Source organism: Geobacter sp. PheSNFMC (assembly GCF_059620965.1).
This window is the reverse complement of the sequence record NZ_JCAMRN010000041.1, coordinates 1-25,873: the sequence shown is the minus strand read 5'-3', so window position 1 is coordinate 25,873 and position 25,873 is coordinate 1. Positions and strand designations below refer to the sequence as shown.

The following is a 25,873-nucleotide window of genomic DNA, read 5'->3' as shown; positions in this document are numbered from 1 at the left end:
ATAGCGGAGTCCGTCAGGCGGTGACCCCGTTGCGCATGCTGATAAGCATCTTTTCCGCCACGTCCCGGGCGCTGACGTTGTACTCGCCCGCAGCGATTTGTTTTTTGAGTTCTTCCACCTTTTCGACCCTGACGTCGGGCATGGTGCGCAGGGTCGCGTTGGCCTTGACGAGCCGCTCCGCATTGCGGGAAAGGTCGACCGTGTCGGTAACCTGACCGCCGGCGGCGCCCGTCTTGCGCGCATCGGCACCCGCAGCCTGAGACGTCTCGCCCTTGACTTGGTTAACGGTCGCTACAGGGGGATTGGTATCGATTTTCATGGCGCACATGCCTCCCTCGCCTCCATTCACGCTTTTGATTACTATATCGGCATGCCTCCAAAAAATCTTTAGAAAAAAATGACACGGCCAAAAAAAATTTTCCTAAAAATGCCCTTTTTGCGTCAATTCGCCGACACACGTTGATCCCCGTAGCCGGTGAGCTCAACATAACCTGACCCGGCAATCCCTTTACCGGCGCTGCTTCGCACCTCCACGGCACCTTCCCAGTAGCGGATGGTGGTGAACAGTTCCTGATCTGGCAGACGCGGCACAATGTCCAGATCAATCCCCTCGGCAGGGACGCGAAGACGCCAGCGCGAGGGGTAGCGGGCGCCACCTGCAGGGCTGGACCACCAGGACAGGGTTTCGAGTGTTGCGGCAGCGGCCGCCAGGTGCCGGTAGGAGCCGTCGGCGGCCACAATGGTGCCGGCGCTGGCCGGGTCGGTGGTCCCGTCCCGGCGCCGGAGTCGATAGTACATGAGATCGCGGCCGTCGTTCAGGTGGAGGGCGATCCAGTCCCAGCCGGTCTGGTCCGGGGCGAGGGCGCTGGTACTCCACTCCCGGTCGAGCCAGGAAAGACCCGAGACGGTGAAGGTCGTGCCGCCGGCACGAATGGTGCCGGATGTCTCCATGCGGGGCAGCGAATAGTAATAGGAGGCGTTGCCCGGCTCACCCCCCTTGCGGCTGAGCCCCCCTGCCCCGTTGAGGACCTCCGGCTTCACGGCCCGCAGGGTCAGGTCGATCCCCCAGTCTTCCCCGTTGCCCGTGAGCCGCACGGTCCAGGGGCGGGTCGCCACCTCCACGGCCTGCCAGTCTTCGAGCCATACACGCAGGGGACGGCCACCGGCACCGGCGAGCCCCAGTGCTTCACGGCTCAGGCGCTCGGCATGCCTGAATCGCCTGCCCGTCACGTCGGTGAGGGCCAGGTGGGCCATCCAGACCTCGCCGGCACCCCAGCTCGAGTCCCGCGCCACGGGCCGGGGCCGGAGCGCCACCCGGAAAAAGGTGAACTGGTACCCGAACGATCGGCCCGCGGCATCGGCCAGATTGCCGGTGAAGTACCACCACTCGTTGCGAAAGCCGTCATGGGGGCCGTGATCGGCCGGAAAACTGAAACGGCGGGGCTCCAGGGCCCGGAGAAAGCCGTCGGGAGAAGCGCCGCCCAGAGCCCGCGCCACGGAGAGCCGGGCCGGCGCCGGTTCGGGCCGCTGCTGCCGGAGAACCTGCGTCAGCCCGACCGCCAGAACGATCAGGGCGATGCCTGCGATCAGGAACCTGGCTGGAGCGCCCATGCTACTCATCCTCCTTGAAGGCAAGGGCCGGGGGGATGCGGGCGGTGATGAGGGCGGGCACGATCCCCGCCACGATCGCGGCGCCGACCGCCAGCACGATGGCCTGCCAGAAGATCGTCGGGGACAGGGAGAATTCCATTGTCCAGCCGAAGGACCGGCGGTTAACGGCAAAGATGAGGACAGCGGCCTGAAGGATGCCGAGCGGCAGCGACAGAAGCCCCGCCGTGAGCCCCACGAGCCCGGTTTCCCCGCAGACCACCCCCCAGAGTTCGGCCGGGGTGAGTCCCATGGCCCGCAGCACGGCCAGTTCACGCGCCCGCTCCACCTGCATGGCCATGAGGGCCGAAAGGATGCCGACCACGGCCACCACCACGGTCAGCAGGCGCAGCACGCCGGTGATGACGAAGGTCCGGTCGAACACCGCCACGGATGCCTCATACAACTCGCGGCTGGAAATAATGCTGACCCGGGCGCTGCCGCTGCAGGCGCGGGCCGCCTCGGCCAACTGCGCTGCGGAGATGCCCGGCGTCGCATACAACCCCATGCCGTCCACGCTCCAATCGTCCCAGTAGCGGTTGAAGGCGCCCCGGTCCATGGCCACGAAACCGCTGTCCGAGCCGTAATCGTAGAACACGCCGGCCACGGTAAAGTCCCGCTCGCCCCGGTCGGTCCGCAGCCGCACGGCATCGCCGAGTCCGAGACGGTGACGGAAGGCAAAGGGCTCGGACACGATGATCCCTTCGCCGCTGTTGAAGGACTGCCAGGCCAGGTCCGGCGTTCCCTCCTTGAGGCGAAAACCATCGAAGGTACGCCGGGGGATGCCGAGCACCAGCAGATCGGTCTCCCCTCCGGCCGACTGGATGGTGATCCTCCGGGTGGTACTGACCGCGGCGGCGCCCGGAACCGCACGGAGCCGCTCCACCAGGGCCGGATCCAGCGGCGGTTTGCCGCGCCCCGTGCCGGTGCCGGCGGTGGTCACGTAGATGTCGGCCTTGAGCCTCCCAGCCAGCCATTGCTGCACGGTGTGGCGGAAGCTGTCCACCATGATCCCCACGCCAATGGTGGCCGACACAGCCACCACCAGGGCAGCCGTTGCCACGCCGGTGCGGGAGAGAGAAACAACGACGCCCCGGGCGGCCATGCGGCCCAGGTTGCCGAAGAGCAGCCCCATGGGCGGTTTCATGGCGCGGGACACCAGGACCGTGCCGAAAGGAACCGTCAGGGCATAGCCGAGGATGAGCGCGAAAAGCCCCGTGAACCCCGCCGCGAGGCCGCCGAATCCCGTTGCCAGGAGCAGTGCGCCCCCGAGCATGGCCACCAGCCCGGCAAGGGCCGCACGGGGTACGTGCCGACGGGTACGGGCCTCGATGAATGAGCGGGACAGGACGGCGCGCGGCGGCGCGGCAGTCGCCTCCAGGGCGGGCGGAACCGCTGCCGCCACAGTGGCCGCGATGCCCAGGAGACACCCCTTGGCCAGGGTTGCCGCCGAAAGCGCAACCTGCTGCACCTCCAGTACGAAGTAGAGGTCATTGATGGTGCGGGTGACGAGACGGGTGAGCACCTCTCCCAGGGCGAGGCCGAGGGCGATCCCCGCGGCCGTGCCGATGAGGCCGGTCAGCAGGGCTTCGACGCAGACCTGGCCGAAGATTTCCCTGCGGGTGACCCCCATGGCCCGCATGAGCCCAATCAGGCGCCGCCGGCGGACCACGGCGAAGGTGGTGGCGTTGTAGATGAGGAACATCCCCACCAGCAGGGCCAGGAAACTGAGGGCGGTGAGGTTGAGGCGGAACGCCCGGGTCATCCGGTCCATGGCCCCGGCCCGGGCACCGGCCGGGATGAGCGTGGCCCCCGGAGGCAGGGCGCCCACCCCTTTCCCGTCGGCCAGGATCAAGTCGATGCGGGAGAGCCGCCCCGCCATGCCCAGGAGTTCCTGGGCCGTGGCAATGTCGGTCACCAGCACCGATGCCAGCCCCTGGCGGGCCAGCTCATCGCCGGCCTCCAGATAGCCGGCCAGCACCACGGAACGGGAAACGCCACCCACGTCGAGCCGGAGAGGTTTGCCCACTGCCGCGCCGACACGTTCCGCCGTCTCCCGCAAAAGCAGGCCCGTTGCCGGCGTTCCCATGAGGGCCGCCAGATCGACGCTGCCCCCGACCGGGGCGGTATGGGAGCGAAAGGGCGCCTCGGCCAGGGGATCGATGCCGATCAGGTGAAGAGTGGTGCCGGGACGGCCCGTGACCGAGACCACTCCCTCCACCACCGGAGCTGCCGGCCGGACCCCGCGCTCGATACGGATAATGCGGTAAAGATCCTCGTCGAGCCCCCGGGGCCCGCCCACGATCTGATGGCTGGCCTTCCCCGCCGCGGCCTCGGCGGCCAACTGAAAGGCCCGGTGCGCACTCTCGTTGGCCACGTCCACGGCAGTGACCACCGCCACCCCCAGGGCCACGCCGATGACCGACAGGAAGGCGAGCAGCGGATGGCGCAGCAGGTGTCGTGCGCCGGCGCGCCACAGAATCATGGCGGCGCCCCCCCGGCCATTCTCTCCTCCAGCAGGCCGTCGCGGATGCAGACCACCCGGTCGGCGAGGCGCGCCACCTCGTTGCTGTGGGTCACCATCACGAGCGTTGTGCCCCAACGCCGGACCAGATCTTCAAAAAGCGCCAGAACCTGGGCTCCACTCTCGGCATCCAGGTTGCCGGTCGGCTCATCGGCCAGCACCAGTGACGGCTGATGGACAAGCGCCCGGGCCACGGCCACCCGCTGCTGTTCACCACCGGACAACCGGTCCGGATAGCCTGCGGCCCGGTCACCGAGCCCCACGGCATCCAGCAGTTCCGCCGCCCGTGCCCGGCCCGCCCTATCGTCAGCTCCTGCCAGCTCCAGGGGGAGCAGCAGGTTCTCCAGTACCGTCAGGGTGGGAATCAGGTTGTAAAACTGGAATACGAAGCCGATCCGGTTCCGGCGGAACAGAGTCCGCTCCCGCTCGGTCATCCGGTTGATGGGAAGGCCGTCCACCTTTACCTCGCCCCGGTCGGGCAGGTCGATGCCGGCCATGAGGTTCAGGAGCGTGGATTTGCCCGAGCCGCTGCGCCCCAGGAGCGCCAGCCACTCACCGCGCGCAATCCCGAGCTCGGCTCCGCGCAGGACGATCCGCTCCCGGTCGCCCTCCCGATAGCTCTTGTGGATGTGGTCAAGCAGAACAAGATGGCCCATGAAAAACGCTCCGGGACAGGTAGTTTCGAAGATAATAGCACAGGGTGTAAACGGCTCAATTATTGTATATCAATATCAACTCACCCGTTGACGCAATCATGCAGAACCGCTAGAGTGGAGCGATGCTACCGGTGGCCGACGACAAGAAACATACCCCGCCCGAGACTACGCCAGCCAGCCATTTCGCGCCGGCCGAACGCGCCTCTGACCGCCAGGTGGCGGAGGTAAGCGAGCGGGTTCTCGTTGACCGGGCACTCGGCGCGCTGATCGAGGCATTGCCCGACTACATCCTCGTCCTGAACCGCGAGCGTCAGGTCGTGGCAGCCAACCAGCGGCTCCTGGAGGCCTTCGGCCTCACGGACATGGGTGCAGTCCTGGGCAAACGCCCCGGCGAAGCCTTCGGCTGCATCTTCGCCTCAGACGGCCCCGGCGGGTGCGGCACCGATCACCACTGCTCGGTCTGCGGAGCAGTCCGGTCGATCTTGGAATGCCAGGAGAACAATGCCCCCAGCTGCCATGAATGCCGCATTACCCTCAACCGCGCGGGTGGGCTTTCCCTTGACCTGGAAGTACTCTCCAATCCGGCCCAGGTGGACGGCATCCCCGTGACGGTCTGCATCATCCGCGACATCAGCGACCGCAAGCGGCGCAGCATCCTGGAGCGGGTGTTTTTTCACGACGTCATCAATACGGTGGGAGGGCTGCACGGCATCGCCGCGCTGCTGGCCGAAGGGAAAGGGATCTCGCCGGAGAAGGAAGCCGAGTACAAAGAGTGGATGGTGCACCTGTCGAACCGCCTCATCGACGAGATCAACCACCACCGCAAGCTGCTTGCCGCCGAGAGGGGAGAATTCCGGCCCGACCTGGGCATGGTGGACGTGCAGCAACTGGCGCGCGAGGTTCAGGCCTTGTACGTGAACCACGACATTGCCCGGGGACGCAGGCTCGTGCTCGGCCCGCTGGCGGAACTGACCATCGTGAGCGATCTCCAGATCCTGCGGCGCATTCTCGGCAATCTGGTCAAAAACGCCCTCGAAGCGACGCCCGAGGGAGGAACCGTCACCATTGCCGCGCGCCAGGAAGGGGACGGGGTCAGCTTCACCGTTCACAATCCGGGCCTGATTCCGCCGGAGGTCCAGTTGCAGATCTTCCAGCGCTCTTTCAGCACCAAGGAGGGCACCGGCCGCGGCATCGGCACATACAGCGTCCGCCTCTTCGGCGAACGCTACCTGAAGGGCACCATCACCTTCACGAGCACCGAGCGCGAAGGCACCACCTTTACCGCCAGCTTCCCCAGGCAGATATCCTGAACCCGCTTACCCGAGCCGCTCTTCCAGCCGGCGGAAATACTCCCTGCGGCACCAGTTCTCCACGGCCACCATGGCCCGGAACGCGTCGGCAAAGTCCGTCTCTCCCACCGTAAAGACCCCGTGGCCATAGACCACCGCCTTGCGCGGACCCGCGATCGCCGGCGGCACCCTCCTGGCAAGCCCGCCGGCGCCGATCTCGCCCGCCACCACCGGCGTATCGCCGAGGAACCGCACCCGGTCGCACTCCTTCCAGCAGTCGGTAATGGCGCACCCTTCTTCCGCGCACTCCATGCTCATGATCACCGCGAACTTGGGGTGGCCGTGAAGGATGGTCGCAGCGCCGGTTGCCTCGTAAATCCGCCGGTGGGCCAGGAGTTCGCTGGAGGCGGTAATGCCGAAGGTGGATGAATTGTCCGTGGGGACCGGGTCGATGCAGCCGGCCAGGGAATCCAGGCTCGCCGCGGTCTGGGAGATGTAGATCACCTCGCCGGCACGGTATGAGATGTTGCCGAAGAAGGAATCCACCAGCCCCCGCTCAACCGTGTAGCGCCCCACCGTGGCGATTTCGTCGAGGATCTCGTCCCGCTCCGCCAAGGGACCGGGCCGGAACGCGAGCCCTTCATGCGTAAGCGGCCGGAGCCACTGGCTGCGGAACGCGGCAAAGGCCTCCGCCTCCCCCGGCAGGATGAAGCCGTGGTGAAGCACATCCTGGAGATACTTCACGAAGGTCGAATGAAACACCGAGGAATAGTTGATGTAGGCCTGTTCCACGGTAAGGGCACCGGTGGCCACGATCCCTACCCCTTCCACGACCACTCCCTTGCGGCTGCCAAGGAGGCGGGCGATAAGGGGAGCGGGATCGGCGCCAAGGTCGCTGCGGCGCAGAAAGGGGATATCGTGCAGAAAGGTCCGGGTTTCCGTGTCACGGGGCACGATGCACGACTCCCCGGCCGGGGCGCGGGCCACCAGGAAATCGGCAAAGGGGAGCGAAGGACAGGCCACCACCATGCCGAGGCAGGTGAGCCGGGACAGGACGTCTCCGGCAAGCCGGGCCAGGTCAGGGGCACCCTCGGCAATGAGGACGTCGTCCTGGGCTGCGATGGCTATGCCTTGGGCAAGGGCCGAACGGTCGGCAATGAGTTTGTTCGTGTAGACAGATACCTGGTCACGCATATACTTACCCGTTTATTTCACTGCTACCGACAACCAATGCCGGCCAGCAAAAAATCGTTATTCGACAAGCAGATAAATAAGCATTGCTCACGTATCGGCTCAGGTCACCAAGGCAATCAGGGTTGCGTAAGCAGAAAGTCCGGATCAGCAAAGGTCCCTGCCGGCGTGAGCCCCCGAATCCGGTAGTACTTCTGAAGCTCCTCGTCGAACCGGGCACGGTCGATGGGGGGAATGTCGACCCCTTCGCCGCTGGAGCCGGGCTCCGCAAAAAACCTCGCGGGCAGACAATCATCCTTCACATCAAACCCGTTCGCACAGTTGTAGAACCGTTCGGTGAGACAGATCCGCCGCCCGATCTCCTTGAGGGACTGGGGCGTGTACTCGATGCCGGTTGCGGCGGAGAGCAGTTCGGCATATTCTTCCAGCGTTGCGCCGAAAAAGGAGAACTTGCAGGCCACCAGGGAGTCGATGGCGGCATTGGTGTCTTCGGCAATGGCAATGATCCGCGCCTTGCCCGAAAACGAGAAACGGTCGGTGGCCACGGGCTTGCGCAGAATCTCGTGGGAGATGGGATAGGCCCTCAGGTGACACCCCCCGCGATTGCTCGTACAGTAGGCAAGGGCCATGCCGTAGGCGCCGCGGGGGTCATATGCCGGCAACTCCAGCCCCTTGACCTCCATGGACAGCTCGGGGCGGCCCAATGCCCGGGCCGCGCGCCGCGATCCCAGGGAGAGCAACTCCCCGTCCTCCCGGCGAAAGGCCGTGTCGGCCAGCAGTCGCTGCACTTCCTCCCCGCCGGGGAAGCGGCCCCGGACCTCGCCCCAGGCCGAGAGCGTTGCGGCTGCGGAGATGGTGTCCATGCCCAGCTCGTTGCACAGGGTATTGGACTTGACGATGGCGTCGAGGCTCGCGATGCCATTCAATGCCCCGAAATGGGAAACCGTCTCGTATTCAGGGAGATGCTCGCCCCGGGGCGTGCTCTTTTTGCACTGGATGGGGCAGCCGTAGCAGCCGTCCTTTTTTGCCTGATAGGCGCTCCGGATGGCCGGGCCCGAATAGTTTGCCGATCCCTCGAAGACCGTATGGCGGAAGTTTTCCGTTGGGGCCATGCGCCGCTGGCGCATGAGGTCCACCAGGGCCGGGGTGCCGTACTCGGCAATGCCCAGTTCGCCAAAGATGACGGGCGAGGCCCGGAACAGGCGCATCACGTCCTGCCGCGCCCGGTCGAACCGCTCCCGATCCGCAACCGCCACGGGAATATCGCCGTTCACCACGACCGCCTTGAGCCCCTTGGCCCCCATGACCGCGCCAAGCCCTCCGCGCCCTACCGAATTGCCTTCGCCCATCATGATATTGGCAAAAAGAACCCCGTTCTCGCCGGCAGGTCCGATGGCGGCCACACTGCCCCGCCCTGACAGGGCCGCAACGGTTTCAGGCACCGTCCTGCCCCAAAGCTCGGGCACGTCCACAAACTCGACCCCGTCTGCCGTTACGACCAGGGCCACCGGCGTCTCGCTCCGACCGGACAGACGCAGAGCATCCACACCGGCGCCTTTGAGGCGCCAGGCGAACCGGCCGCCGGCGGAACAATCGTAAATGGTGCCGGTCAGGGGCGAGCGGGACACCACCGTGAGCCGGGCCGCCGTGGGCGCAGGGGTACCACACAGGGGCCCCGCGGCAAAGATGAGCGGCATGGCCGGGTCAAAGGGATCAAGGGTATGGAAACCGCGCATGAGACGGACCCCGAGCCCTCTACCCCCCAGATAGGCATGCAGGAGCTCAGCCGACAGATCCTCGCGCCATGCGGTGCGGGACGTGAGATCAATATTCAGAATTGCATCGGCCCAGCCAAGCATATACTTACCCGCTTACCATCGCTTTTGATTTACGCAATGAAAAATAGATACACTCACTGCAATTCATGCTCAGCTAAACAACGACAGGGCCACCAGGGCGTCATAGGAGTCGACCAGATAGTCGGCGTCGGCAATCTCGCTCAGTTCGCCATATCCCCAGGTACACCCCACGGTGGTAACGCCCGCCCCTTTGCCGGCGGCCACGTCATTGATACTGTCACCGATAATGACAGCCCGTTCCCGCGGCACGCCGAAGTCCATCAACAGCTTCAGTACAGGCTCCGGCGACGGCTTGCGCGCGGGAAGCGAGTCCGCCCCCACGATCTCCTCGAACCAGTGCTCGGCCCCCAGGGCCCCGAGCACGCAGCGGCAGAGATCGACGTTCTTGTTGGAGATGACCGCCATCCGCTTGCCCTGCGCGCGAAACCGGGCCAGCGCCTCCAGGGCACCCGGATAGAAGGCCGTGCGCACCGCGATGTGTTCCCGGTTGTAGCCGAGGAAGAGCTCCAGCCCGCGCTCGATCTCGGCCGGTGCGGCGCAGGGCATGGCGCGCTCTACCAGCCGCCGCGCCCCCTGCCCCACCATGATGCGGACGGCATTGCGGGTGAGACGTTCCCGACCCAGGGCGGAGAGCATATGGTTCACGGCAGCGGTGAGATCGTCGAGGGAGTCGATAAGGGTTCCGTCAAGGTCGAAGATGAGAAGATCGATTGCAGGGGGCACGGCCGGGCTCCGTCATGTGATGTCGACTCACCACCTGACTATAATTGGTTTCCGTGCCCCACCGCAACAGAAAAGCCCGTCCGCTGCCGGACGGGCTTTGCAGCACCGGGCGCGCTCCGCGTCAGTACTCCTTGAGGTTGCTGAATTCGCCCCAGGCCAGATAGGTCTTGGGCTCCTGGACGAACGAGTAGATATTTTCAACAATGCTCAGGTGCTTCCGCTCCTCGTCGGCGAGCTTGAGCAGAATGGCGCGCGTGTCCTCCCGGTCCGCCTTGGCGGCCAGGTCCTCGTAAAACTTGATGCTTTCCTCTTCCTCTTTCACCACGTGCCGGTAGCCGTCCGGATCGCGCCGCAACTCCGCCACCAGATCGCGTTTGCCGAGCAGCGGCTTGAACACGCACAAAGCTTCATCCAGGGCCGTGAACTCGGTCGTGGCGGCATCGGCATCGCCAAGCACGGCAACGAGCTTGTCGTAATGCTCCTTTTCAGCCGCGGCCAGCAATCCGAAGATGTTCCTCAACTCTTCCACCGGCGCGGCAGCCGCCAGTTGGCTGTAATGGGCGGCTGCCTCTTCTTCCATCCTGAGAGCGCAGTCGATGATGTTCATATTCAAGCCCCCTTTCCATGAAGTGACGTACACCTATCTACCTACTGAAAGCATACCAGATTACTCCGTTTTTTCACGAAACCCGGGTGGACAAGAACGGCCTTAAAATAAAAAAGGCGCCATTGCCGGCGCCCCTTATGGTGCATCTATTCCCACTCGATGGTGGCGGGAGGTTTGCTGGAGATGTCGTACACCACCCGGTTGACCCCCTTGACCTCGTTGATGATCCGGCCCGAGATGCGGGCCATGTCCTCGTAGGGCAAGGGGTACCAGCCCGCGGTCATGAAGTCCTTGGTTTCCACGGCCCGCAGGGCGATCACGTACTCGTAGGTCCGGCCGTCCCCCATGACCCCTACGCTCTTCACGGGGAGAAAGACGGCAAAGGCCTGGCTGATCTTGTCGTAGTGGCCAGCGGCGTAGAGCTCCTCGATGTAGATGGCGTCGGCCCGGCGCAGGATGTCGGCATACTCCTTCTTCACCTCGCCGAGGATCCTGACTCCCAGCCCCGGTCCGGGGAAGGGATGGCGCCAGACCATCTGGCGGGGCAGTCCCAGTTCCTCGCCGATGGCCCGCACCTCGTCCTTGAACAGCTCCCGCAGGGGTTCGAGAAGTTTGAGCTTCATGTACTCGGGAAGCCCGCCCACGTTGTGATGGCTCTTGATGTTGTGGGCCTTGCCGGTTTTGGCCCCGGCGCTCTCGATGACATCCGGGTAGATGGTCCCCTGGGCCAGCCAGGTGGCACCCTCGATGCGGCTCGACTCCTCTTCGAAGATCTCCACGAAGAGGTTGCCGATGATCTTGCGCTTTTTCTCAGGGTCGGCCTCGCCTGCCAGGGCGGACAGGAACCGCTGCTCGGCATCGACCCGGATCACCTTGACGCCCAGGTTCTCGGCAAAGGTGGCCATGACCTGGTCACCCTCGGCGAGGCGCAGCAGGCCGTTGTCCACGAAGACGCAGGTGAGCTGGTCGCCGATGGCCCGATGGATGAGGGCCGCCGCCACCGACGAATCAACGCCGCCCGAAAGCCCGAGGATGACCCGCTCCCGGCCCACCTGGGCCCGGATGCGGTTCACGGCATCATCAATGATGTGTCCGGGGGTCCACTGGCCGGTGCAGCCACAGATCTTGCGGACAAAGGTATCGATGAGGATCTCGCCCCGGGGCGTGTGATTCACTTCCGGGTGGAACTGGACGCCGTAAAGGTTGCGCGCCGTGTCCTGGATGGCGCAGACCGGCGCGTTGGCCGTTTCCGCCACCACCTGGAACCCCTGGGGCATCCGGGAGACGTGGTCGCCGTGGCTCATCCAGACCGGACTTTTCCCTTCCACGAAGAACCCTTCGAAAAGAGGGCCGGGCGTTCCCGCAGCCAGCAGGTCGGCATGGCCGAACTCGCGCTTGCCCGCGGGCACCACCTCGCCGCCGAAGTGGCGGCTCATGAGCTGCATGCCGTAGCAGATGCCCAGCACCGGCACGCCCAGATCAAAGAGCGCCTCTTCCACTGCCGGCGCCCCTTCCTCGTAGACCGACGTGGGCCCGCCCGAGAGGATGATCCCCTTGGGCCCGAAGGCGCGGATGGCTTCCAGCCCCATGTCAAAGGGGTGCAGCTCGCAGTAGACGTGGGCCTCGCGCACCCGCCGGGCAATGAGCTGGGTGTACTGGGAGCCGAAGTCCAGGATCAGGATTTTTTCAGTATGGATGTCGGTGCTCATCGAACGTTCTCGACCCGGTAGTTCGGGGCCTCCTTGGTGATCATGACGTCATGGACGTGGGATTCCTTGAGACCCGCGCCGGTGATCCTGATGAAGTGCCCCTTTTCCTGGAGCTCCCGCACGGTGCGGCAGCCGGTGTACCCCATGCCGGCCCGCAGTCCGCCCATGAGCTGATGGACGTTGGCGGAGAGCGGTCCGCGCAGCGGCACCATCCCCTCGATCCCCTCGGGAACGAGCTTCACTTCACTCTCCACATCGCTCTGGAAGTAGCGGTCCTTGCTCCCCTGCTTCATGGCGCCGATGGAGCCCATGCCACGGTAGCTCTTGTAGGCCCGGCCCTGGTAGAGGATGGTGTCGCCGGGCGACTCCTCGGTGCCGGCAAAGAGGGAGCCGATCATGATGACATCGGCACCGGCGGCCACGGCCTTGGTCACGTCGCCGGAGTACTTGACGCCGCCGTCCGCGATGAGGGGGACGTCGTACTTGCGGGCAACCTTGGCGCACTGGGCGATGGCGCTGATCTGGGGCACGCCGACCCCGGCCACCACGCGGGTGGTGCAGATGGAACCCGGTCCGATCCCCACCTTGATGGCGTCGACACCGGCCTTGATGAGTGCCTCGGCTGCCTCGGCAGTGGCGATGTTGCCGGCGATGAGCTCGACCCCGGGGAAGTTCGCCTTGACGGCCCGGATGGCATCGAGGACCCCCTGGGAGTGACCATGGGCCGTGTCCACCACGATGACGTCGACCCCGGCCTTGACCAGGGCATCAACACGGGCCTCCATGTCGCCGGAGGGGCCGACGGCGGCGCCGACCCGCAGGCGCCCCAGGGCATCCTTGCAGGCATTGGGGTATTTTCTGACCTTCTCGATATCCTTGATGGTGATGAGCCCCTTCAGGTTCTTCTCCTCATCCACCACCAGCAGCTTCTCGACCCGGGTATGCTTGAGGTGCTCCTTGGCTTCCTCAAGGGTGGTGCCGACCGCTACGGTCACGAGCCGACGCTTGGTCATGCGGGCGGAAATGGGAAGGTCCAGGTTGGTTTCGAAACGGAGGTCGCGGTTGGTGAGGATGCCGACCAGCTTGCCCTTGGAGTTGGTGACGGGAACGCCGGAGATCCGGTACTTCTCCATGATGGCCAGGGCCTCGTGGATTTTCTGGTTGGGCCGCATGGTGATGGGGTCCACGATCATGCCGGACTCGCTCTTTTTGACCTTGTCCACCTCCATGGCCTGCTCTTCGATGGTGAGGTTCTTGTGGATAATGCCGAGCCCCCCCTCGCGGGCCATGCAGATGGCGGTCCGCGCCTCGGTTACCGTGTCCATGGCTGCCGAGACGAGGGGAATGTTGAGGGTAATGTTCCTGGTCAGACGGGTGTTGAGGGAGACATCGCGGGGAAGGACTTGAGAGTGGGCGGGAACGAGCAGAACGTCGTCGAACGTCAGACCTTCCGGAATCAATTCATCTAACATCGCGGACTCCTTTTATGGTGGGTCTCAAAGTATTAACCGGAAAGGATAGTGAAGGGACCAGGATGAGTCAAGGGGAAAAACCGGGACCGGAGAACACGCTCCGTATACGGTCCCCGGCCCCGATGCGCGGTCAGAGGGGCGTGAAGTCACCCGCCATACCCGGTAACGCCGCCACGATCAGCCTCACCGCCTGTTCCAGGTCGGAGAGGGAGATGACCTCCACCGGCGTATGCATGTAGCGGAGCGGCAGCTTGACCAGAGCGGTGGCAACGCCGCCGCGGGAGATCTGCATGACGTTGGCGTCGGTGCCGGAGGCCCGGGGGATGCCCGTGTACTGGACAGCGATAGCCTCGCGTTCCGCCGTTGAGGAGAGCAGATCAAAGAGAGGCGGATTGATATTGGCCCCCCGGGGCAGGATCGGCCCCTTGCCGAGCTTGACCTCGCCGTTGTGCTTCTTCTCCACGTCGGGCTGATCAGTGGCAAAGTCCACTTCCACACAGATGCCCACGTGGGGATTGACGCTGTAGGCGCTGGTGGCGCCGCCGCGCAGCCCGATCTCTTCCTGCACCGACGAGACGCCGTACAGATCAACCGGCAGCTTCACCCCCGATTCGGCCACGGCCCGGAGCACCTCGGCCACCACGAAGCTGCCGGCCTTGTCGTCGAAGGCCCGGCAGGCGACCCGGTCGCCCAGCAGGCGTTCGAAGCCGGCGGCAAAGGTGACCGGGTCGCCCACGCGCACGTACTCCAGGGCCTCCTTCTTGTCGGCGGCGCCGATGTCGATGTACTGGGCGTCGAGGCGAACCACCTTCCGCCGGTCCTCCTCATCCATCAAATGGATCGGCTTCTTGCCGATGACGCCAGCCACCTCGCCTTTGGCCGTATGGATGCGAACCCGCTTCCCCGGCGTCAGGTGGGCGTCCACCCCGCCGATCGGCGCAAAATAGATGAAACCGTTGTCATCGATGTACTTGACCTGAAAGCCTATCTCGTCCGAGTGGCCGACCACCATCACCCGCGGCAGGTTATCCCCGCCGCCGCGAATGAGACCGATCACGTTGCCCATGACATCGGTCTTCACCTGCGCAAAGGGGGCTATGTAGTCGCGAAACACCCGTTGAGCCGGCTGTTCGTAGCCGGAAGGGCTGGGGGCCTCCACAAGTGTTTTGAAAAATTCCAGGGATTCCGGACGCATGAAAATCCTCCACAGAAGCGGGTCAGGGGCACGGGCCGGCCGGCCGTTGCCCGGATGTCACATGGGATACTTGCCGAGATCAGCGGGATCGAGGCCTTCGAGAAAATCGACGAAGCGGCGCTCGTCGGCCTCCGTGAAGCGGTCGCCCATGGCGCCGGCCGGGGCGGTGGTCTCCTCCATCAGATGGCGGGGAACCATGACCGGCAGGGCATGCTTGAGGGCGAGGACAATGGCCTCGGAAATGCGGACCGGCAGGCGCAGTTCCTCTGCCCCCACCATGAGCCGGACAGAGCAGATGAACTTGCCGTCCTTGCCGCCGTCAATGGCAATATCGAGCACCTCGGCCCCCAGATGGTCGAGCAGTGCCGTGAGCAGGTCCTTGCGCTCCCCCGAGGAAGAGGCGTCCCGCCTGATCAACTCCGCCACGATATAGAGGGTGTCGGTGCCGTTGATCCAGATGGGCAGCGTTGCTTCGCCGCGTTCATCCTTCAGGAGCACCACCGGCATCTGGGCGATGGAATCGAGGGCAAAGCCGTGGATGGTCATAACGATGTGCATTACCGTGCGCCCCCATTATCGGTGACGATCTCGCCCAGGAGCGAATTCTGGTAGTCCTGGGTGATGGTTACCTCTGCCATGGTTCCGATGAGCGCCGGACCGGCCGCGAAGTTGACGATCCGGTTACCGTCGATGCGGCCATAGAGCTGATCGCCCCGCTTGCTCACCCCCTCCACCAGGACCAGTTGGCGTGAGCCGACAAAACTGATGTTGCGTTCGCGCTTCATCTGCTGCTGGAGCGACTGGAGCCGGTCAAGGCGCGACTGCTTCTCCTTCCGGCTCACCGTATCCCGGATACCGGCAGCGGCCGTTTCGGGTCGCGGCGAGTAGATGAAGGAAAAGAGGTCGGCATAGCGCACCTCTTCCATGAGCGAGATGGTTGCCTGAAAGTCCTCTTCCGTCTCGCCCGGAAAGCCCACGATCATGTCTCCCGTAAACTGGATACCCGGCCGGGCAGCCTTGAGAGCCGCCACCTTTTCGAGGTACCCGGCCCGGGTGTACCCCCGGTTCATGCGCGCAAGGACCGCATCGCTCCCCGACTGGGCCGGCAGATGGATGTGGCCGCACAGCTTGGGTACCTCGGCGAAGCAGGTGATGAGCTCGGGCGAGATGTCCTTGGGATGTGACGTGGTGAAGCGGATCCGTTCGAGCCCTTCCACCCCGGCAATGCGGCGGATGAGCCCGGCGAACGACAGCTCTCCGTCGGTCTTGAGTCCGTAGGAGTTGACATTCTGCCCCAGCAGAGTCACCTCCTTGACACCCTCCGCGACGGCTTTCCGTACCTCGTCAATTATGTCGGATGAACGGCGGCTTATCTCGCGCCCCCTCACATAGGGGACAATGCAGTAGGAACAAAAATTGTCACAGCCTTGCATCACCGTCACGAAACGGGTGACACCGCCCTCCCCGCCGGTTTCGGGGAACAGGTCAAGCCGGGTTTCGTTGTCGATGAACCCCACCTCGGCCCGGCGCTCGCCCTGCTCGGCCGCCCGCACCATCTCGGGCAGCAGGTGGAGGTTATGGGTCCCGAAGACGAGGTCGAGCCATGGCACCTTCTGCAGCAGGCGCTCCCCCTCCTGCTGGGCCACGCACCCGCCCACGCCGAGCAGAAATCCCTTTTTCCTGCTCCGGGCCCCCTTGAACCGCCCCAGGTGCCCGTACACTTTCTGCTCGGCCTTGGCCCTCACGCTGCACGTATTGAGAATGACCAGGTCCGCCCGGTCCGGATCGTCGGTGGAGAGATACCCCACATCTTTCAGGAGCGTCGCGATCTTTTCAGAGTCGTTGACGTTCATCTGACAACCGAATGTTTCTACATATAGATACTTGTTTTCCGTCACGTAGCGCCTCTTTCCGGGTAACTCCCGCCTATAGTAAGCAATCGGGGCCTCGGACGTCAACCGCTATCGCCACCGGGCATCCGTTACGGCCATGTGACGTAATCCTGTCAATTGACCGAGGTGATTTCGCCATGTGGCGGACCCGACGCACGGCTGCGACGACAACAATACAGAAATACAGATATTTGCATTTCATATCTTAATTGGTCTTTATATTGCATAGCTGGAATGTTTGAGTATTACGATTATGCAACTATTGCGTGTAAAACACGGTGGGTCACATTATCAATTAACAAATTTCATGTCTGGCCACCGCTCCCGACACGAAGGAGGTGAAGACACAGCATCAGCACGGCGGACTCAAACGCATATCCCGCCGAAATTCCAAGCGGTTCGCGGTACGGCAGTTCACTTTTATTGATTTATGGGAAAGGAGAGCACATGAAGCGTATGTCCAAAAAGGTTCTGGCAACTGCCCTTCTGCTCGGTCTCAGCCAACCGTTTTCGGTCATGGCGGCCGATGCCGACCTGCAGAAGAAGATGGAGACCCTTGAGAAAGAACTCGAGGCACTGAAGCAGCAGATGCAGGACACCGACAGGAAGGTTGACAAGGTTGAACAGAAGTCCCTGGGGCGCTGGCTGACCATCGGCGGGGATTACCGGTTCAGGTATGATTATCTGCGCGGCAAGGTTGCCCCATATTTCCAGCTCAATCCCAGAAATATGCAAGCTGACGGCAGTGACCTCTTCCTCCCTGTTCAGGGCCAGACTGTTAAGAATGATTCCCTCTACACCAACCGATTCGGGCTCAATCTTGACGCCAAAGCAACTCAGGACGTAACCGTTCACGCCCGCCTCCTCATGTACAAGATCAGCGGTGCCCGCGACGACTCGGCAATCCGCGGCGAAAACGGCCAAGCCTACTTCTCCGACCGGGCCGGACTCTTCGACGGCACCGTGGGTCACGTCCCCGGCGACGGTACCCTGGCCGTGGATCAGGTCTATGCCACCTGGAAGAATATTGCCGACCAGCCCATCTGGTTCTCCATCGGCCGGCGCCCCTCTACCGGCGGCATTCCGAGCCACCTGAAGCAGAACAATGAAAAGCCGGGCAACTCCGGCGTGCCCCAACTGCTGGTCGACTATGCCTTTGACGGCGTGACCCTCGGCTATGCTCCCGACTTCGAGTCTCTGCCGGGCGCCTACATGAAACTCTGCTACGGCCGCGGTTTCGAAAACGGCATCACTGACAGGCAGGGCAACGGCATCCACGACACCGACATGGTGGGCGTCAACATCGTGCCCTACGACACCGACAATTTCAAGGCAGAGTTCCAGTACAACCGGGGCATTAACATCTTCAACACTCCGGTAATGCTGAGCGGTCCGTTTGCAGGTAGCGCCCCCAGCGTAAACCTGGGCGATATCGACTGGTACGGACTCAACTTCCTGGGCCGCGTTAAAAACGCAGGGATCGGCAACCTCCACTGGTTCGCGTCCGGAGCGTTAAGCCATACCAATCCCACCACCGACACCGTGAAGGTGCAACTGCAAACACCCATAGCAGGATTCACTACCCCTGAAGGAGTACTCGACACTCAGTCCGGTCTCCTGTGGTCCGGCCAAAAAGAAAGCAAGACCGGCTGGGCAGTCTACGTGGGCGGCCGGTACGATATCGAGGCCACCGGCACCAAGCTCGGCCTCGAATACAACCACGGCTCCAAGGACTGGATCACCTTTGCTCCGGCTGCCGATGACATGTGGACCAGCAAGGTCGGAACCCGTGGCAACGTATATGAAGGCTACCTGATCCAGGAGCTCAAGCTCAAGCCGATCTCCAGCTATCTGAGCAAGACCTTCTTCAAGATCGGCTACCAGTACTATGACTTCGACTACACCGGCACCAACAACTGGGTCGGAGCACCGGTCAAAATGGCAGATTTAACCCAGGCAAGCATTATGGGCCCGGCGAATCCGCAAATGCTGACCCCGCTCAAGAATGCCCAGAACCTCTACGCAACCTTCGAGGTGCATTTCTAGGCCACAGCAGATGAACACCGGGAGGGTGGGCACCAGCCCCCCTCCCCAACCCTACGGGGCATCACGCTACAGGCGGCGGCCGCCGCCACGACACAGCACAAAGGAGACGGAACAATGAAAAAGGCAGTATCGATCGTTATGGCACTCGCACTCCTCACCATGAGCCTCGTTACCTTTACCGGCACGGCCAGCGCCGCCGAAGTGAAGATGATCGCCACCATCAAAAAGATCGAGATGAAGGGCGACACGGCATCGGTTACCCTGAAGGACACCAAGAGCGACAAGACCGTGACCGTGACGGTCAAGGACGAGCTTACCCTCGACAAGTTCAAGGACAAGCGGATCGTTGAGGGCGACGAAATTCGCCTGAAGTATGACGATGCAACGGGTGAGTCCAAGCTCTTCAGGAAGACCGCCGGCTGCTGATGCCCCGGGGGCGCTGAGCCCTCTGCGGGACCGTTGCAGCCCGGGCGCCTCGGCTGCACTTTTCTTTTGCCAAACAATCGTTTTATTTAAATATATCATACATAGCTATACTTAAATAAAACTAACTACTTACGCACGAGGTACCCAATGAAGAATACGACGTTCTTCGCCACCCTCATGGCGGGCGTGGCAGTGGCGGCCCTGGTCCAGGCCAAGGACCATCCGGGCAAGGAATACCTCCAGAAAAACGGCTACAAGGGGCCGGCAACCTGCGAGGTCTGCCATCCCGGCGCGGCAAAGGAGTTCCTGAACTCCGTGCACTGGAAGCACGCCTCGAAGGTCGACAACGTTGAGAACATTGACCCGAACCAGGAATACGGCATGAAAAACCGTATCTACACCATGTGCAACGGGAACGACATCGTCAACAACCTGAAGGAGATTCCGCCCAGCCCCGAGACGGGCAAGACCAAGTACTCGGGCTGCAACTCCTGCCACCCCGGAAATCACATCCAGGACGTGGGGAGCACTGGGCCCGAAGCGGAAGCCGCAGTGGACTGCCTTGTCTGCCACTCCTCCACCTATGATCACAGCAAGCGCAAGCCCTACAAGGACGAGAAGGGGAACGTGGTGCTCGGCCAGGACCGCAGCACCGAGGCAGCCCTTTCCATTGCCACCCCGACGGTCAAGAACTGCATGACCTGTCACGAGGCGGCCGGGGGCGGCGTGCTGGTGAAGCGCGGGTTCGCCTTCAACAAGGAGCATGATGTCCATGCGGCCAAGGGGATGGTCTGCGTCGACTGCCACAAGACGAAGAACCACAAGATCCCCACGGGCTATGATCCGAACAACTGGGCCCACGACGGCGTACGCCTTTCCTGCACCGACTGCCACACGGTAAAGCCCCACAAGGACGAGGACTACAACCGTCATACGGCGCGCATCGCCTGTCAGACCTGCCATATCCCCCGGACCGGCGGCGCCTTTGCCAAGGATTTCACGAAGTGGGAACAGCTCTCCAACAAGTTCTACGAGCCGACCACGCTCAAAAAGGAAGCCAATGAAACGGCTCCCGTCTACGCATGGTACAACCTGACCGTTGCCAACCGCCCTGACTTCATCGGGCCCAAGGGTGACCGCAAGGACGGCAAGAGCAAGATCTACCCCTTCAAGATTTTCCAGGGCAAGGCTTACTTTAACAAGAAGGACGGCCAGCTCCTGGCCATGGACTTCGCTCCGCCCATGGCAACGGGCGACACCCTCGCCGGCGTGGCATCAGCTGCCAAAATCCTTGGGATCAAGGATTACGAACCGGTCCCCGGCTGGCAGACCATCTACTTCGGCAGCAACCACCAGGTGGCGCCCAAGGAGAAGGCCCTTACCTGCTATAACTGCCACGCTCCCAACGGTGTTCTGAACTTCCGCGAGCTCGGCTATACGGCCGACGAGGTCAAAAAGCTCACGAGCCCTGAACTCTACTTTGAGAAAATCGCAGAGAAGATGCGGGAAGAGTGGTAATCGCGACGCAATCTTCAACGTTCCCGATACAATGGGAGGTGGACCCGGTCCACCTCCTTTTCTTATGCGGCCATCTGTCAAGCTTATTCATAAAGACCATTTTCAAAACCTTCTCGCCGGGCATTCCTTTCATGAGAGTACCTATTCTTATTCGCGCTTCATCTGCGCCGAGTACCGATCCGGCACAAAGAGATAGGCTCGCATTTTTTTGTCCGCCACCCCTGAGTAAATACGATACTGGTGAACAGGCATTTTGCGCTTGACAGCAGCGCCCGCTCAATGCTATTTAAATACCTTTCGAAAACGAAGAAATTACTTCTCGAACGATACCCAATAGAATTACATGGAGGTGCAGTTTGGCTCACCACAAATCGGCCCTGAAGAGAATCAAGCAGAACAAGAAGAAATACCTGAGAAACAAGCACATCCGCTCCACCCTGCGGACCTTCATAAAGCGCGTGCGCGAGGCGGTTGAGGCCAAGAATGCGGACCAGGCCCGGCAAGCCCTGCTGGCCGCCATCCCGGTCATCGACAAGGCTGCCTCCAAAGGGGTCATTCACGCCTCTAATGCTTCCCGGAACGTCTCCCGCCTGACAAAGCTCGTCAACACCCTCGGCTAGACGTACCACTATTGCAGACACACAAAAAGGGGAGGCTCCCGGCGGAGCCCCCCCTTTTTTATCGCAGCAGTGCGTCGCTACCTCTTCCGCCGTCCCATCCCGCACACGTCCATCACCAGCCGTTCCATGACCAGTGAAGGCTTTCCGCCGCCACCGACTCCCTTGAGGGCGAGATCGGCTGCGTAGAGCCCCTCGAAGACCCGGCGCAGGTCTGCCGTGGTGAAGTTGCGGGCCTGATCCATGACCCCCTTGAGGAAGTAGGGATTGATGCCGGTTCTGCGGGCGACCTCCTGTTGCTGGACCTTGGCGGCCGTGAGCTCGCGCACCCGCCAGAGCTGACGGAAATGCCGCGCGATCATGGCCAGAAGCATGAGCGGGGCCTCGCCGTCCCGCAAAATGGTGGCCAGGCTCCGCAGAGACTTGCCCAAATCACGCTCGCCCAGGGCGTTGGCCAGGTCGAAAACGCTTTCCACCTTGGTATCGGATACCACTTCCCGCACATCCTCGACCGTGAGCGTCTCTCTCGTGCCCACAAAAGTAGCCACTTTTTCAAGCTGGGTCGCCAGTTCCCCCAGATTGTTCCCCACGAGATAGATGAGCATTTCAACGGCAGCGCCGTCGAGCCGCTTGCCGAGCACCCGGGCCTCGTCCCGGATGAACCCGCCGAGCTGGTTCTCGTAGGGACGCTTGAACTCGACCAGCTCTCCCTTCTTTGCCAGATCCAGGAAAAACCTCTTCCGCTTGTCGATCTTCTCACCCACGAAGAGGAGACAGGTCTGGGGAGCGGGATCGGTAACGCAGGCGGCAAGGGTTTCGAGAGCGGCGGCCGACAGGTCGCCGGCCCGCTTGACGAGCACCATGCGGCGGTCGGCGAACATGGGCAGGGTCTGGGCGGCAGTGGCGATATCGTCCCCCTTGCTCTCGTTGCCGTAGAAGACGTCCAGGTTGAAGTCGCGGAAATCCGCCGACACGACCCGTTCCGTGAGACGCCTGACGGCCCGCTCCATCAGATAGGGCTCGTCCCCGTGAAAATAGTAAAGGGGGGCAATCTCCCCCCTTTCAATGGCGTTATCCAGTTCGTCGGATTTCATGGCTCAAAAGTTCTCGGACATCCTGAGGGTCAGCTCGCGTGCCAAGCGGCGGCAGATAACGGCTATGGCCTGCTCTTCGCTGTTTTGCTGGAGCACCAGGTCGTCATTGGCTGGGAAGTCCTGGTAGGCGGAAAGACTCCCCTTCCAGAGGACCTGCCCCGAGTCGCTGCGCCGGAGCGTAGCCTCCACCGTGACCGTGGCCCGGTACTCCTTCACCGTATCGGTGGCGGTGTACGAGACTGCGGCGGTGCCGTAGGAGACAACGGCACCGGACAGCGTCAGATCTCCGCCGGCCTCCACGGCGCGGCTCCCCTCGCGGCGCACGAACTCGTCGATGAGGGAGTTCGTCAGCACCGCCTCCACGTTGGGCCGGTAGCTCTTGTTGGTGAAGATGTCAACGTGGACGGTCTTGTCCGCCAACGCCGACCCTTCCCCCCCGATCCTGGCCGCACGATAGCCGCACCCGCCCACTGCGGCGAGCACCAGGGCCGCGAGCCCTGCGGTCAGGAGCCGTGTCATTAGGGAGCTGGCCACCGGTCACCCCACCACGATATTGAGGAGTTTGCCGGGGACGTAGATGGCCTTGCGGATCTGCTTCCCGTCGAGCCACGGCTTCACCTTGTCGTCGGCAAAGGCCGCGGCCTTCACCTGTTCCTCGCCGGCACCCACGGCAACCGTCACCTTGCCGCGCAGCTTGCCGTTCACCTGCACCACGATGAGGAGTTCCTCCTCAACGGTCGCATCGGGATCGTACGAAGGCCAGCCGGCCGCCTCCACGCCTCCCTGGTGTCCCAGGGACTCCCAGAGCTCCTCGGCCACATGGGGAACAAAGGGGGCGAGCAGTTGCACGACGCTTTCCACCGCCTCCCGAAGAACCGGGGCGTTTTCGGGGGCATTCTTGGGCTCGAAGGACTGGATGGCGTTCACCAGTTCCATGACCGCCGAGATGGCCGTATTGAAGTGGAACCGCTCGTCCAGGTCATCGGTCACCTTGCGGATGGTCTTGTGTACGGTCCGGCGCAGGTCGCGCGCTCCATCGCCCAAGCTGGCCGGGTCGGGCTTGACCGCGGAGCCGATGAAGGGCAGAACCTCGAAGACCAGGCGCCAGACGCGGTTGAGGAAGCGGAAGCTTCCCTCGACCCCCTGGTCGCTCCAGTCCAGGTCCTTTTCGGGGGGCGACGCGAACAGGGTGAACAGCCGGGCCGTGTCGGCACCGTAGCGCTCGATCAGGGCATCGGGGTCCACCACGTTCCCCTTGGACTTGCTCATCTTGGCCCCGTCTTTGATGACCATCCCCTGGGTAAGGAGGTTCTTGAACGGTTCGGCCGCGGTCACGTACCCCAGGTCGCGCAGAGCCTTGGTGAAGAAACGCGAGTAGAGGAGATGGAGCACGGCGTGTTCGATGCCGCCGATGTACTGGTCCACGGGCATCCAGTACCCGGCCCGGGCCCGGTCGATGGGGCCGGAGGCGAAATCGGGGCAGCAGTAGCGGAGAAAATACCAGGAGGACTGGACAAAGGTGTCCATGGTGTCGGTTTCGCGCCGGGCCTCGGCACCGCACTGGGGACAGGTGACGTTGACGAACGATTCGACCCTGGCAAGGGGATTGCCCCCCTCGCCCGTGAATTCGGCGTCCATGGGGAGGACCACCGGCAGGTCCTTGTCCGGCACCGGCACCACGCCGCAGATATCGCAGTTGATGACGGGTATCGGGTTCCCCCAGTAGCGCTGGCGGGAGATGCCCCAGTCGCGCAGCCGGTAGTTGACGGTCTTGGTGCCGATCCCTTCCTTTTCCAGGTAATCGGCGATCTTCTCCTTGGCCGCATCGCTTCTCATGCCGTCGAAGGGGCCCGAGTTGACCATGGTCCCCACCTCGGTATAGGCGGCGGTCATGGCAGCCGGATCAAGGGTTTCGCCCTCGGGCTGGATCACCACCTGGAGCGGCAGGCCGTACGTGCGGGCGAACTCGAAATCGCGCTGGTCATGGGTGGGCACCGCCATGACCGCGCCGGTGCCGTAGTCGAGCAGCACGAAGTTGGCGAGATAGACCGGCATCCGCAGGTTGGTCACCGGGTTGATGCAGTAGGCGCCGGTGAAGACCCCTTCCTTTTCGAAATCCTCGGCGGTCCGCTTGATCTTGTCGGTCTTCTTGACCTTGTCGATGAACGCCTCCACCTCGGCGCGGCGCTCCGGCGTGGTCAGCTCCAGGGCCTGCGGGTGCTCGGGCGCCAGGGACATGAAGGTGGCGCCGTAGAGGGTGTCCTGACGGGTGGTGAACACCTTGACCTTCTCGACTTTCCCCTCGACCGGAAAATCGATCTCGCAGCCGAAACTCTTGCCGATCCAGTTCCGCTGCATCACCAGAACCCGCTCGGGCCAGCCGGGAAGGTTCCAGGTATCCTCCAGCAGCTCTTCGGCGTAGCGGGTGATGCGGAAGAACCACTGGTCGAGCTCCTTCTGGGCCACCTCGCTGTCGCAGCGCCAGCAGCAGCCGTCCTCCACCTGCTCGTTGGCGAGTACCGTCTCGCAGTCGGGGCACCAGTTCACGAAGGAGCTCTTCTTGTAGACGAGCCCCTTCTCATACATCTCCAGGAACATTTTCTGTTCCCACTTGTAGTAGTCCACATCGCAGGTGGCGAGCTCGCGGCCCCAGTCATAGGAAAGGCCCATCTTCTTGAGCTGGCTCCGCATGTAGTCGATGTTCTCGTAGGTCCACTTGGCCGGATGGCTGCCGTGCTTGATGGCGGCGTTTTCGGCCGGCATGCCGAAGGCATCCCATCCCATGGGGTGCAGGACGTTGAAGCCGCGCATCCTCTTGAACCGGCCCACCACGTCGCCGATGGAGTAGTTGCGCACATGCCCCATGTGAATGCGGCCCGAGGGATAGGGAAACATCTCGAGCAGGTAATATTTCGGCTTCGACGGATCTTCGGTGACCGTGAAGGTTTTGTTATCTTCCCAGATTTTCTGCCACTTCCCCTCAACGTTTTTGGGGATGTAACGCTCTTGCACGCCGGCACCTCCACCTGATTCTGACGATAGTTCGAAAGGTTTGTTATTAGCACAAAAAAGCCGGCCATGCAAACAGAGAGGTTTGCCGGCCGGCGCGGGTCGGATTGGCTGTTGCGGGCCGCGGGCTCAGTAGAGCCGCTGGTGGCACTTGACGCAGTTGACCGGATCGCTGACGCTGAAGGCCATGCTGAAGCCGTGGCAGGCACCGCACGACGTGCCCTGCTCCATTTCCTTCATGGTGGAGGATTTCCGGCCGGCCCCGGCGACGACGATCCTGCCGTGGCAGTCACTGCAGGCGTATCCCTTGGCGGTGTGGCTGCGGTGGCTGAACAGAACGCTCCCCACGTCGGCGGGGAGATCATACTTGATCCCCTTGGTGGCGGGATGGCACCTGTC

At 62.9% G+C, this 25,873-nt stretch carries 22 protein-coding genes; 5 read left to right on the top strand and 17 right to left on the bottom strand.

What is annotated here, in order from left to right; all coding sequences use genetic code 11:
- Positions 1-13: 13 nt before the first annotated feature.
- The 4 genes from flgM to AC6CDK_RS10555 form a co-directional block, all read right to left on the bottom strand.
- Positions 14-319, bottom strand: a complete 306-nt coding sequence (gene flgM, locus AC6CDK_RS10570; RefSeq protein WP_039648162.1) for a flagellar biosynthesis anti-sigma factor FlgM — start codon at positions 317-319, stop codon at positions 14-16.
- Positions 320-441: 122 nt separating this feature from the next.
- Entirely contained in the window at positions 442-1,611 is a 1,170-nt protein-coding gene (locus AC6CDK_RS10565; RefSeq protein ID WP_192905449.1) for a lipocalin-like domain-containing protein, read from the bottom strand.
- A 1-nt stretch (position 1,612) separates the two neighbouring features.
- Complete coding sequence (locus AC6CDK_RS10560) at positions 1,613-4,132, bottom strand: FtsX-like permease family protein (protein ID WP_192905448.1); 2,520 nt, start codon at positions 4,130-4,132, stop codon at positions 1,613-1,615.
- Positions 4,129-4,827 carry an ABC transporter ATP-binding protein gene (locus tag AC6CDK_RS10555; RefSeq protein ID WP_039643891.1) on the bottom strand — a complete coding sequence of 233 codons (699 nt, stop codon included), beginning with the start codon at positions 4,825-4,827 and terminating at the stop codon, positions 4,129-4,131. The genes AC6CDK_RS10560 and AC6CDK_RS10555 overlap by 4 nt, the downstream gene beginning before the upstream one ends.
- A 131-nt stretch (positions 4,828-4,958) precedes the next feature.
- On the opposite strand from AC6CDK_RS10555, the gene AC6CDK_RS10550 reads away from it, so the two are divergent.
- Positions 4,959-6,137: a PAS domain-containing sensor histidine kinase gene (locus tag AC6CDK_RS10550; protein ID WP_318258727.1), complete on the top strand. Its 1,179-nt coding sequence runs from the start codon at positions 4,959-4,961 to the stop codon at positions 6,135-6,137.
- Between the two features lie 6 nt (positions 6,138-6,143).
- Here AC6CDK_RS10550 and AC6CDK_RS10545 read toward each other — a convergent pair whose 3' ends face one another.
- The 9 genes from AC6CDK_RS10545 to miaB form a co-directional block, all read right to left on the bottom strand.
- Positions 6,144-7,310 carry a class II aldolase/adducin family protein gene (locus AC6CDK_RS10545; protein WP_039643887.1) on the bottom strand — a complete coding sequence of 389 codons (1,167 nt, stop codon included), beginning with the start codon at positions 7,308-7,310 and terminating at the stop codon, positions 6,144-6,146.
- A 116-nt stretch (positions 7,311-7,426) separates the two neighbouring features.
- Complete coding sequence (locus tag AC6CDK_RS10540; RefSeq protein WP_192905447.1) at positions 7,427-9,166, bottom strand: aldehyde ferredoxin oxidoreductase family protein; 1,740 nt, start codon at positions 9,164-9,166, stop codon at positions 7,427-7,429.
- A 69-nt stretch (positions 9,167-9,235) separates the two neighbouring features.
- On the bottom strand, positions 9,236-9,889 hold the full coding sequence (locus AC6CDK_RS10535; protein ID WP_192905446.1) for an HAD family hydrolase: 654 nt from the start codon (positions 9,887-9,889) through the stop codon (positions 9,236-9,238).
- 121 nt (positions 9,890-10,010) lie between these two features.
- Positions 10,011-10,496, bottom strand: a complete 486-nt coding sequence (locus AC6CDK_RS10530) for a ferritin-like domain-containing protein (protein WP_039643881.1) — start codon at positions 10,494-10,496, stop codon at positions 10,011-10,013.
- Positions 10,497-10,642: 146 nt separating this feature from the next.
- Positions 10,643-12,205 carry a glutamine-hydrolyzing GMP synthase gene (gene guaA / locus AC6CDK_RS10525; protein ID WP_039643879.1) on the bottom strand — a complete coding sequence of 521 codons (1,563 nt, stop codon included), beginning with the start codon at positions 12,203-12,205 and terminating at the stop codon, positions 10,643-10,645.
- Positions 12,202-13,677 (bottom strand): IMP dehydrogenase, encoded by a 1,476-nt coding sequence (gene guaB, locus AC6CDK_RS10520; protein ID WP_066357254.1) that lies wholly within the window; start codon positions 13,675-13,677, stop codon positions 12,202-12,204. The genes guaA and guaB overlap by 4 nt, the downstream gene beginning before the upstream one ends.
- A 130-nt stretch (positions 13,678-13,807) precedes the next feature.
- Entirely contained in the window at positions 13,808-14,872 is a 1,065-nt protein-coding gene (locus tag AC6CDK_RS10515; protein WP_066357252.1) for a M42 family metallopeptidase, read from the bottom strand.
- Between the two features lie 57 nt (positions 14,873-14,929).
- A complete protein-coding gene (locus AC6CDK_RS10510) occupies positions 14,930-15,430 on the bottom strand; it encodes a bifunctional nuclease family protein (protein WP_039643872.1) in 501 nt (166 codons plus the stop codon).
- A complete protein-coding gene (miaB, locus tag AC6CDK_RS10505; RefSeq protein WP_039643869.1) occupies positions 15,430-16,770 on the bottom strand; it encodes a tRNA (N6-isopentenyl adenosine(37)-C2)-methylthiotransferase MiaB in 1,341 nt (446 codons plus the stop codon). The genes AC6CDK_RS10510 and miaB overlap by 1 nt, the downstream gene beginning before the upstream one ends.
- Positions 16,771-17,211: 441 nt before the next feature.
- Between miaB and AC6CDK_RS10500 the strand changes: the two genes are divergently transcribed.
- From AC6CDK_RS10500 to rpsT, 4 genes are all read left to right on the top strand, one after another.
- Positions 17,212-18,810, top strand: a complete 1,599-nt coding sequence (locus tag AC6CDK_RS10500) for a DUF3373 family protein (protein ID WP_039643867.1) — start codon at positions 17,212-17,214, stop codon at positions 18,808-18,810.
- Positions 18,811-18,924: 114 nt separating this feature from the next.
- Entirely contained in the window at positions 18,925-19,236 is a 312-nt protein-coding gene (locus AC6CDK_RS10495; protein WP_039643865.1) for a hypothetical protein, read from the top strand.
- Positions 19,237-19,383: 147 nt separating this feature from the next.
- Complete coding sequence (locus tag AC6CDK_RS10490) at positions 19,384-20,754, top strand: cytochrome C (RefSeq protein WP_192905445.1); 1,371 nt, start codon at positions 19,384-19,386, stop codon at positions 20,752-20,754.
- 356 nt (positions 20,755-21,110) lie between these two features.
- Entirely contained in the window at positions 21,111-21,374 is a 264-nt protein-coding gene (gene rpsT, locus AC6CDK_RS10485; protein WP_010942846.1) for a 30S ribosomal protein S20, read from the top strand.
- Positions 21,375-21,451: 77 nt separating this feature from the next.
- On the opposite strand, the gene holA is transcribed toward rpsT, so the two are convergent.
- The 4 genes from holA to AC6CDK_RS10465 form a co-directional block, all read right to left on the bottom strand.
- The gene (gene holA, locus AC6CDK_RS10480; RefSeq protein WP_039643860.1) at positions 21,452-22,465 is read right to left on the bottom strand and encodes a DNA polymerase III subunit delta; all 1,014 of its coding nucleotides are present in this window, start codon (positions 22,463-22,465) and stop codon (positions 21,452-21,454) included.
- A gap of 3 nt (positions 22,466-22,468) precedes the next feature.
- A complete protein-coding gene (locus tag AC6CDK_RS10475) occupies positions 22,469-22,984 on the bottom strand; it encodes an LptE family protein (RefSeq protein WP_066358316.1) in 516 nt (171 codons plus the stop codon).
- A gap of 18 nt (positions 22,985-23,002) precedes the next feature.
- The gene (leuS, locus tag AC6CDK_RS10470; RefSeq protein WP_039643858.1) at positions 23,003-25,477 is read right to left on the bottom strand and encodes a leucine--tRNA ligase; all 2,475 of its coding nucleotides are present in this window, start codon (positions 25,475-25,477) and stop codon (positions 23,003-23,005) included.
- A 126-nt stretch (positions 25,478-25,603) separates the two neighbouring features.
- On the bottom strand, positions 25,604-25,873 hold a 270-nt coding region (locus tag AC6CDK_RS10465; RefSeq protein WP_496639825.1), incomplete at its 5' end, for a cytochrome c3 family protein.

Bases quoted from the DNA above. Each gene is read 5' to 3' on its own strand.
- flgM (WP_039648162.1), bottom strand. From the start codon at position 319: ATGAAAATCGATACCAATCCCCCTGTAGCGACCGTTAACCAAGTCAAG.
- AC6CDK_RS10565 (WP_192905449.1), bottom strand. From the start codon at position 1,611: ATGGGCGCTCCAGCCAGGTTCCTGATCGCAGGCATCGCCCTGATCGTT.
- AC6CDK_RS10560 (WP_192905448.1), bottom strand. From the start codon at position 4,132: ATGATTCTGTGGCGCGCCGGCGCACGACACCTGCTGCGCCATCCGCTG.
- AC6CDK_RS10555 (WP_039643891.1), bottom strand. From the start codon at position 4,827: ATGGGCCATCTTGTTCTGCTTGACCACATCCACAAGAGCTATCGGGAG.
- AC6CDK_RS10545 (WP_039643887.1), bottom strand. From the start codon at position 7,310: ATGCGTGACCAGGTATCTGTCTACACGAACAAACTCATTGCCGACCGT.
- AC6CDK_RS10540 (WP_192905447.1), bottom strand. From the start codon at position 9,166: ATGCTTGGCTGGGCCGATGCAATTCTGAATATTGATCTCACGTCCCGC.
- AC6CDK_RS10530 (WP_039643881.1), bottom strand. From the start codon at position 10,496: ATGAACATCATCGACTGCGCTCTCAGGATGGAAGAAGAGGCAGCCGCC.
- guaA (WP_039643879.1), bottom strand. From the start codon at position 12,205: ATGAGCACCGACATCCATACTGAAAAAATCCTGATCCTGGACTTCGGC.
- guaB (WP_066357254.1), bottom strand. From the start codon at position 13,677: ATGTTAGATGAATTGATTCCGGAAGGTCTGACGTTCGACGACGTTCTG.
- AC6CDK_RS10515 (WP_066357252.1), bottom strand. From the start codon at position 14,872: ATGCGTCCGGAATCCCTGGAATTTTTCAAAACACTTGTGGAGGCCCCC.
- AC6CDK_RS10510 (WP_039643872.1), bottom strand. From the start codon at position 15,430: ATGCACATCGTTATGACCATCCACGGCTTTGCCCTCGATTCCATCGCC.
- AC6CDK_RS10500 (WP_039643867.1), top strand. From the start codon at position 17,212: ATGAAGCGTATGTCCAAAAAGGTTCTGGCAACTGCCCTTCTGCTCGGT.
- AC6CDK_RS10495 (WP_039643865.1), top strand. From the start codon at position 18,925: ATGAAAAAGGCAGTATCGATCGTTATGGCACTCGCACTCCTCACCATG.
- AC6CDK_RS10490 (WP_192905445.1), top strand. From the start codon at position 19,384: ATGAAGAATACGACGTTCTTCGCCACCCTCATGGCGGGCGTGGCAGTG.
- holA (WP_039643860.1), bottom strand. From the start codon at position 22,465: ATGAAATCCGACGAACTGGATAACGCCATTGAAAGGGGGGAGATTGCC.
- AC6CDK_RS10475 (WP_066358316.1), bottom strand. From the start codon at position 22,984: ATGACACGGCTCCTGACCGCAGGGCTCGCGGCCCTGGTGCTCGCCGCA.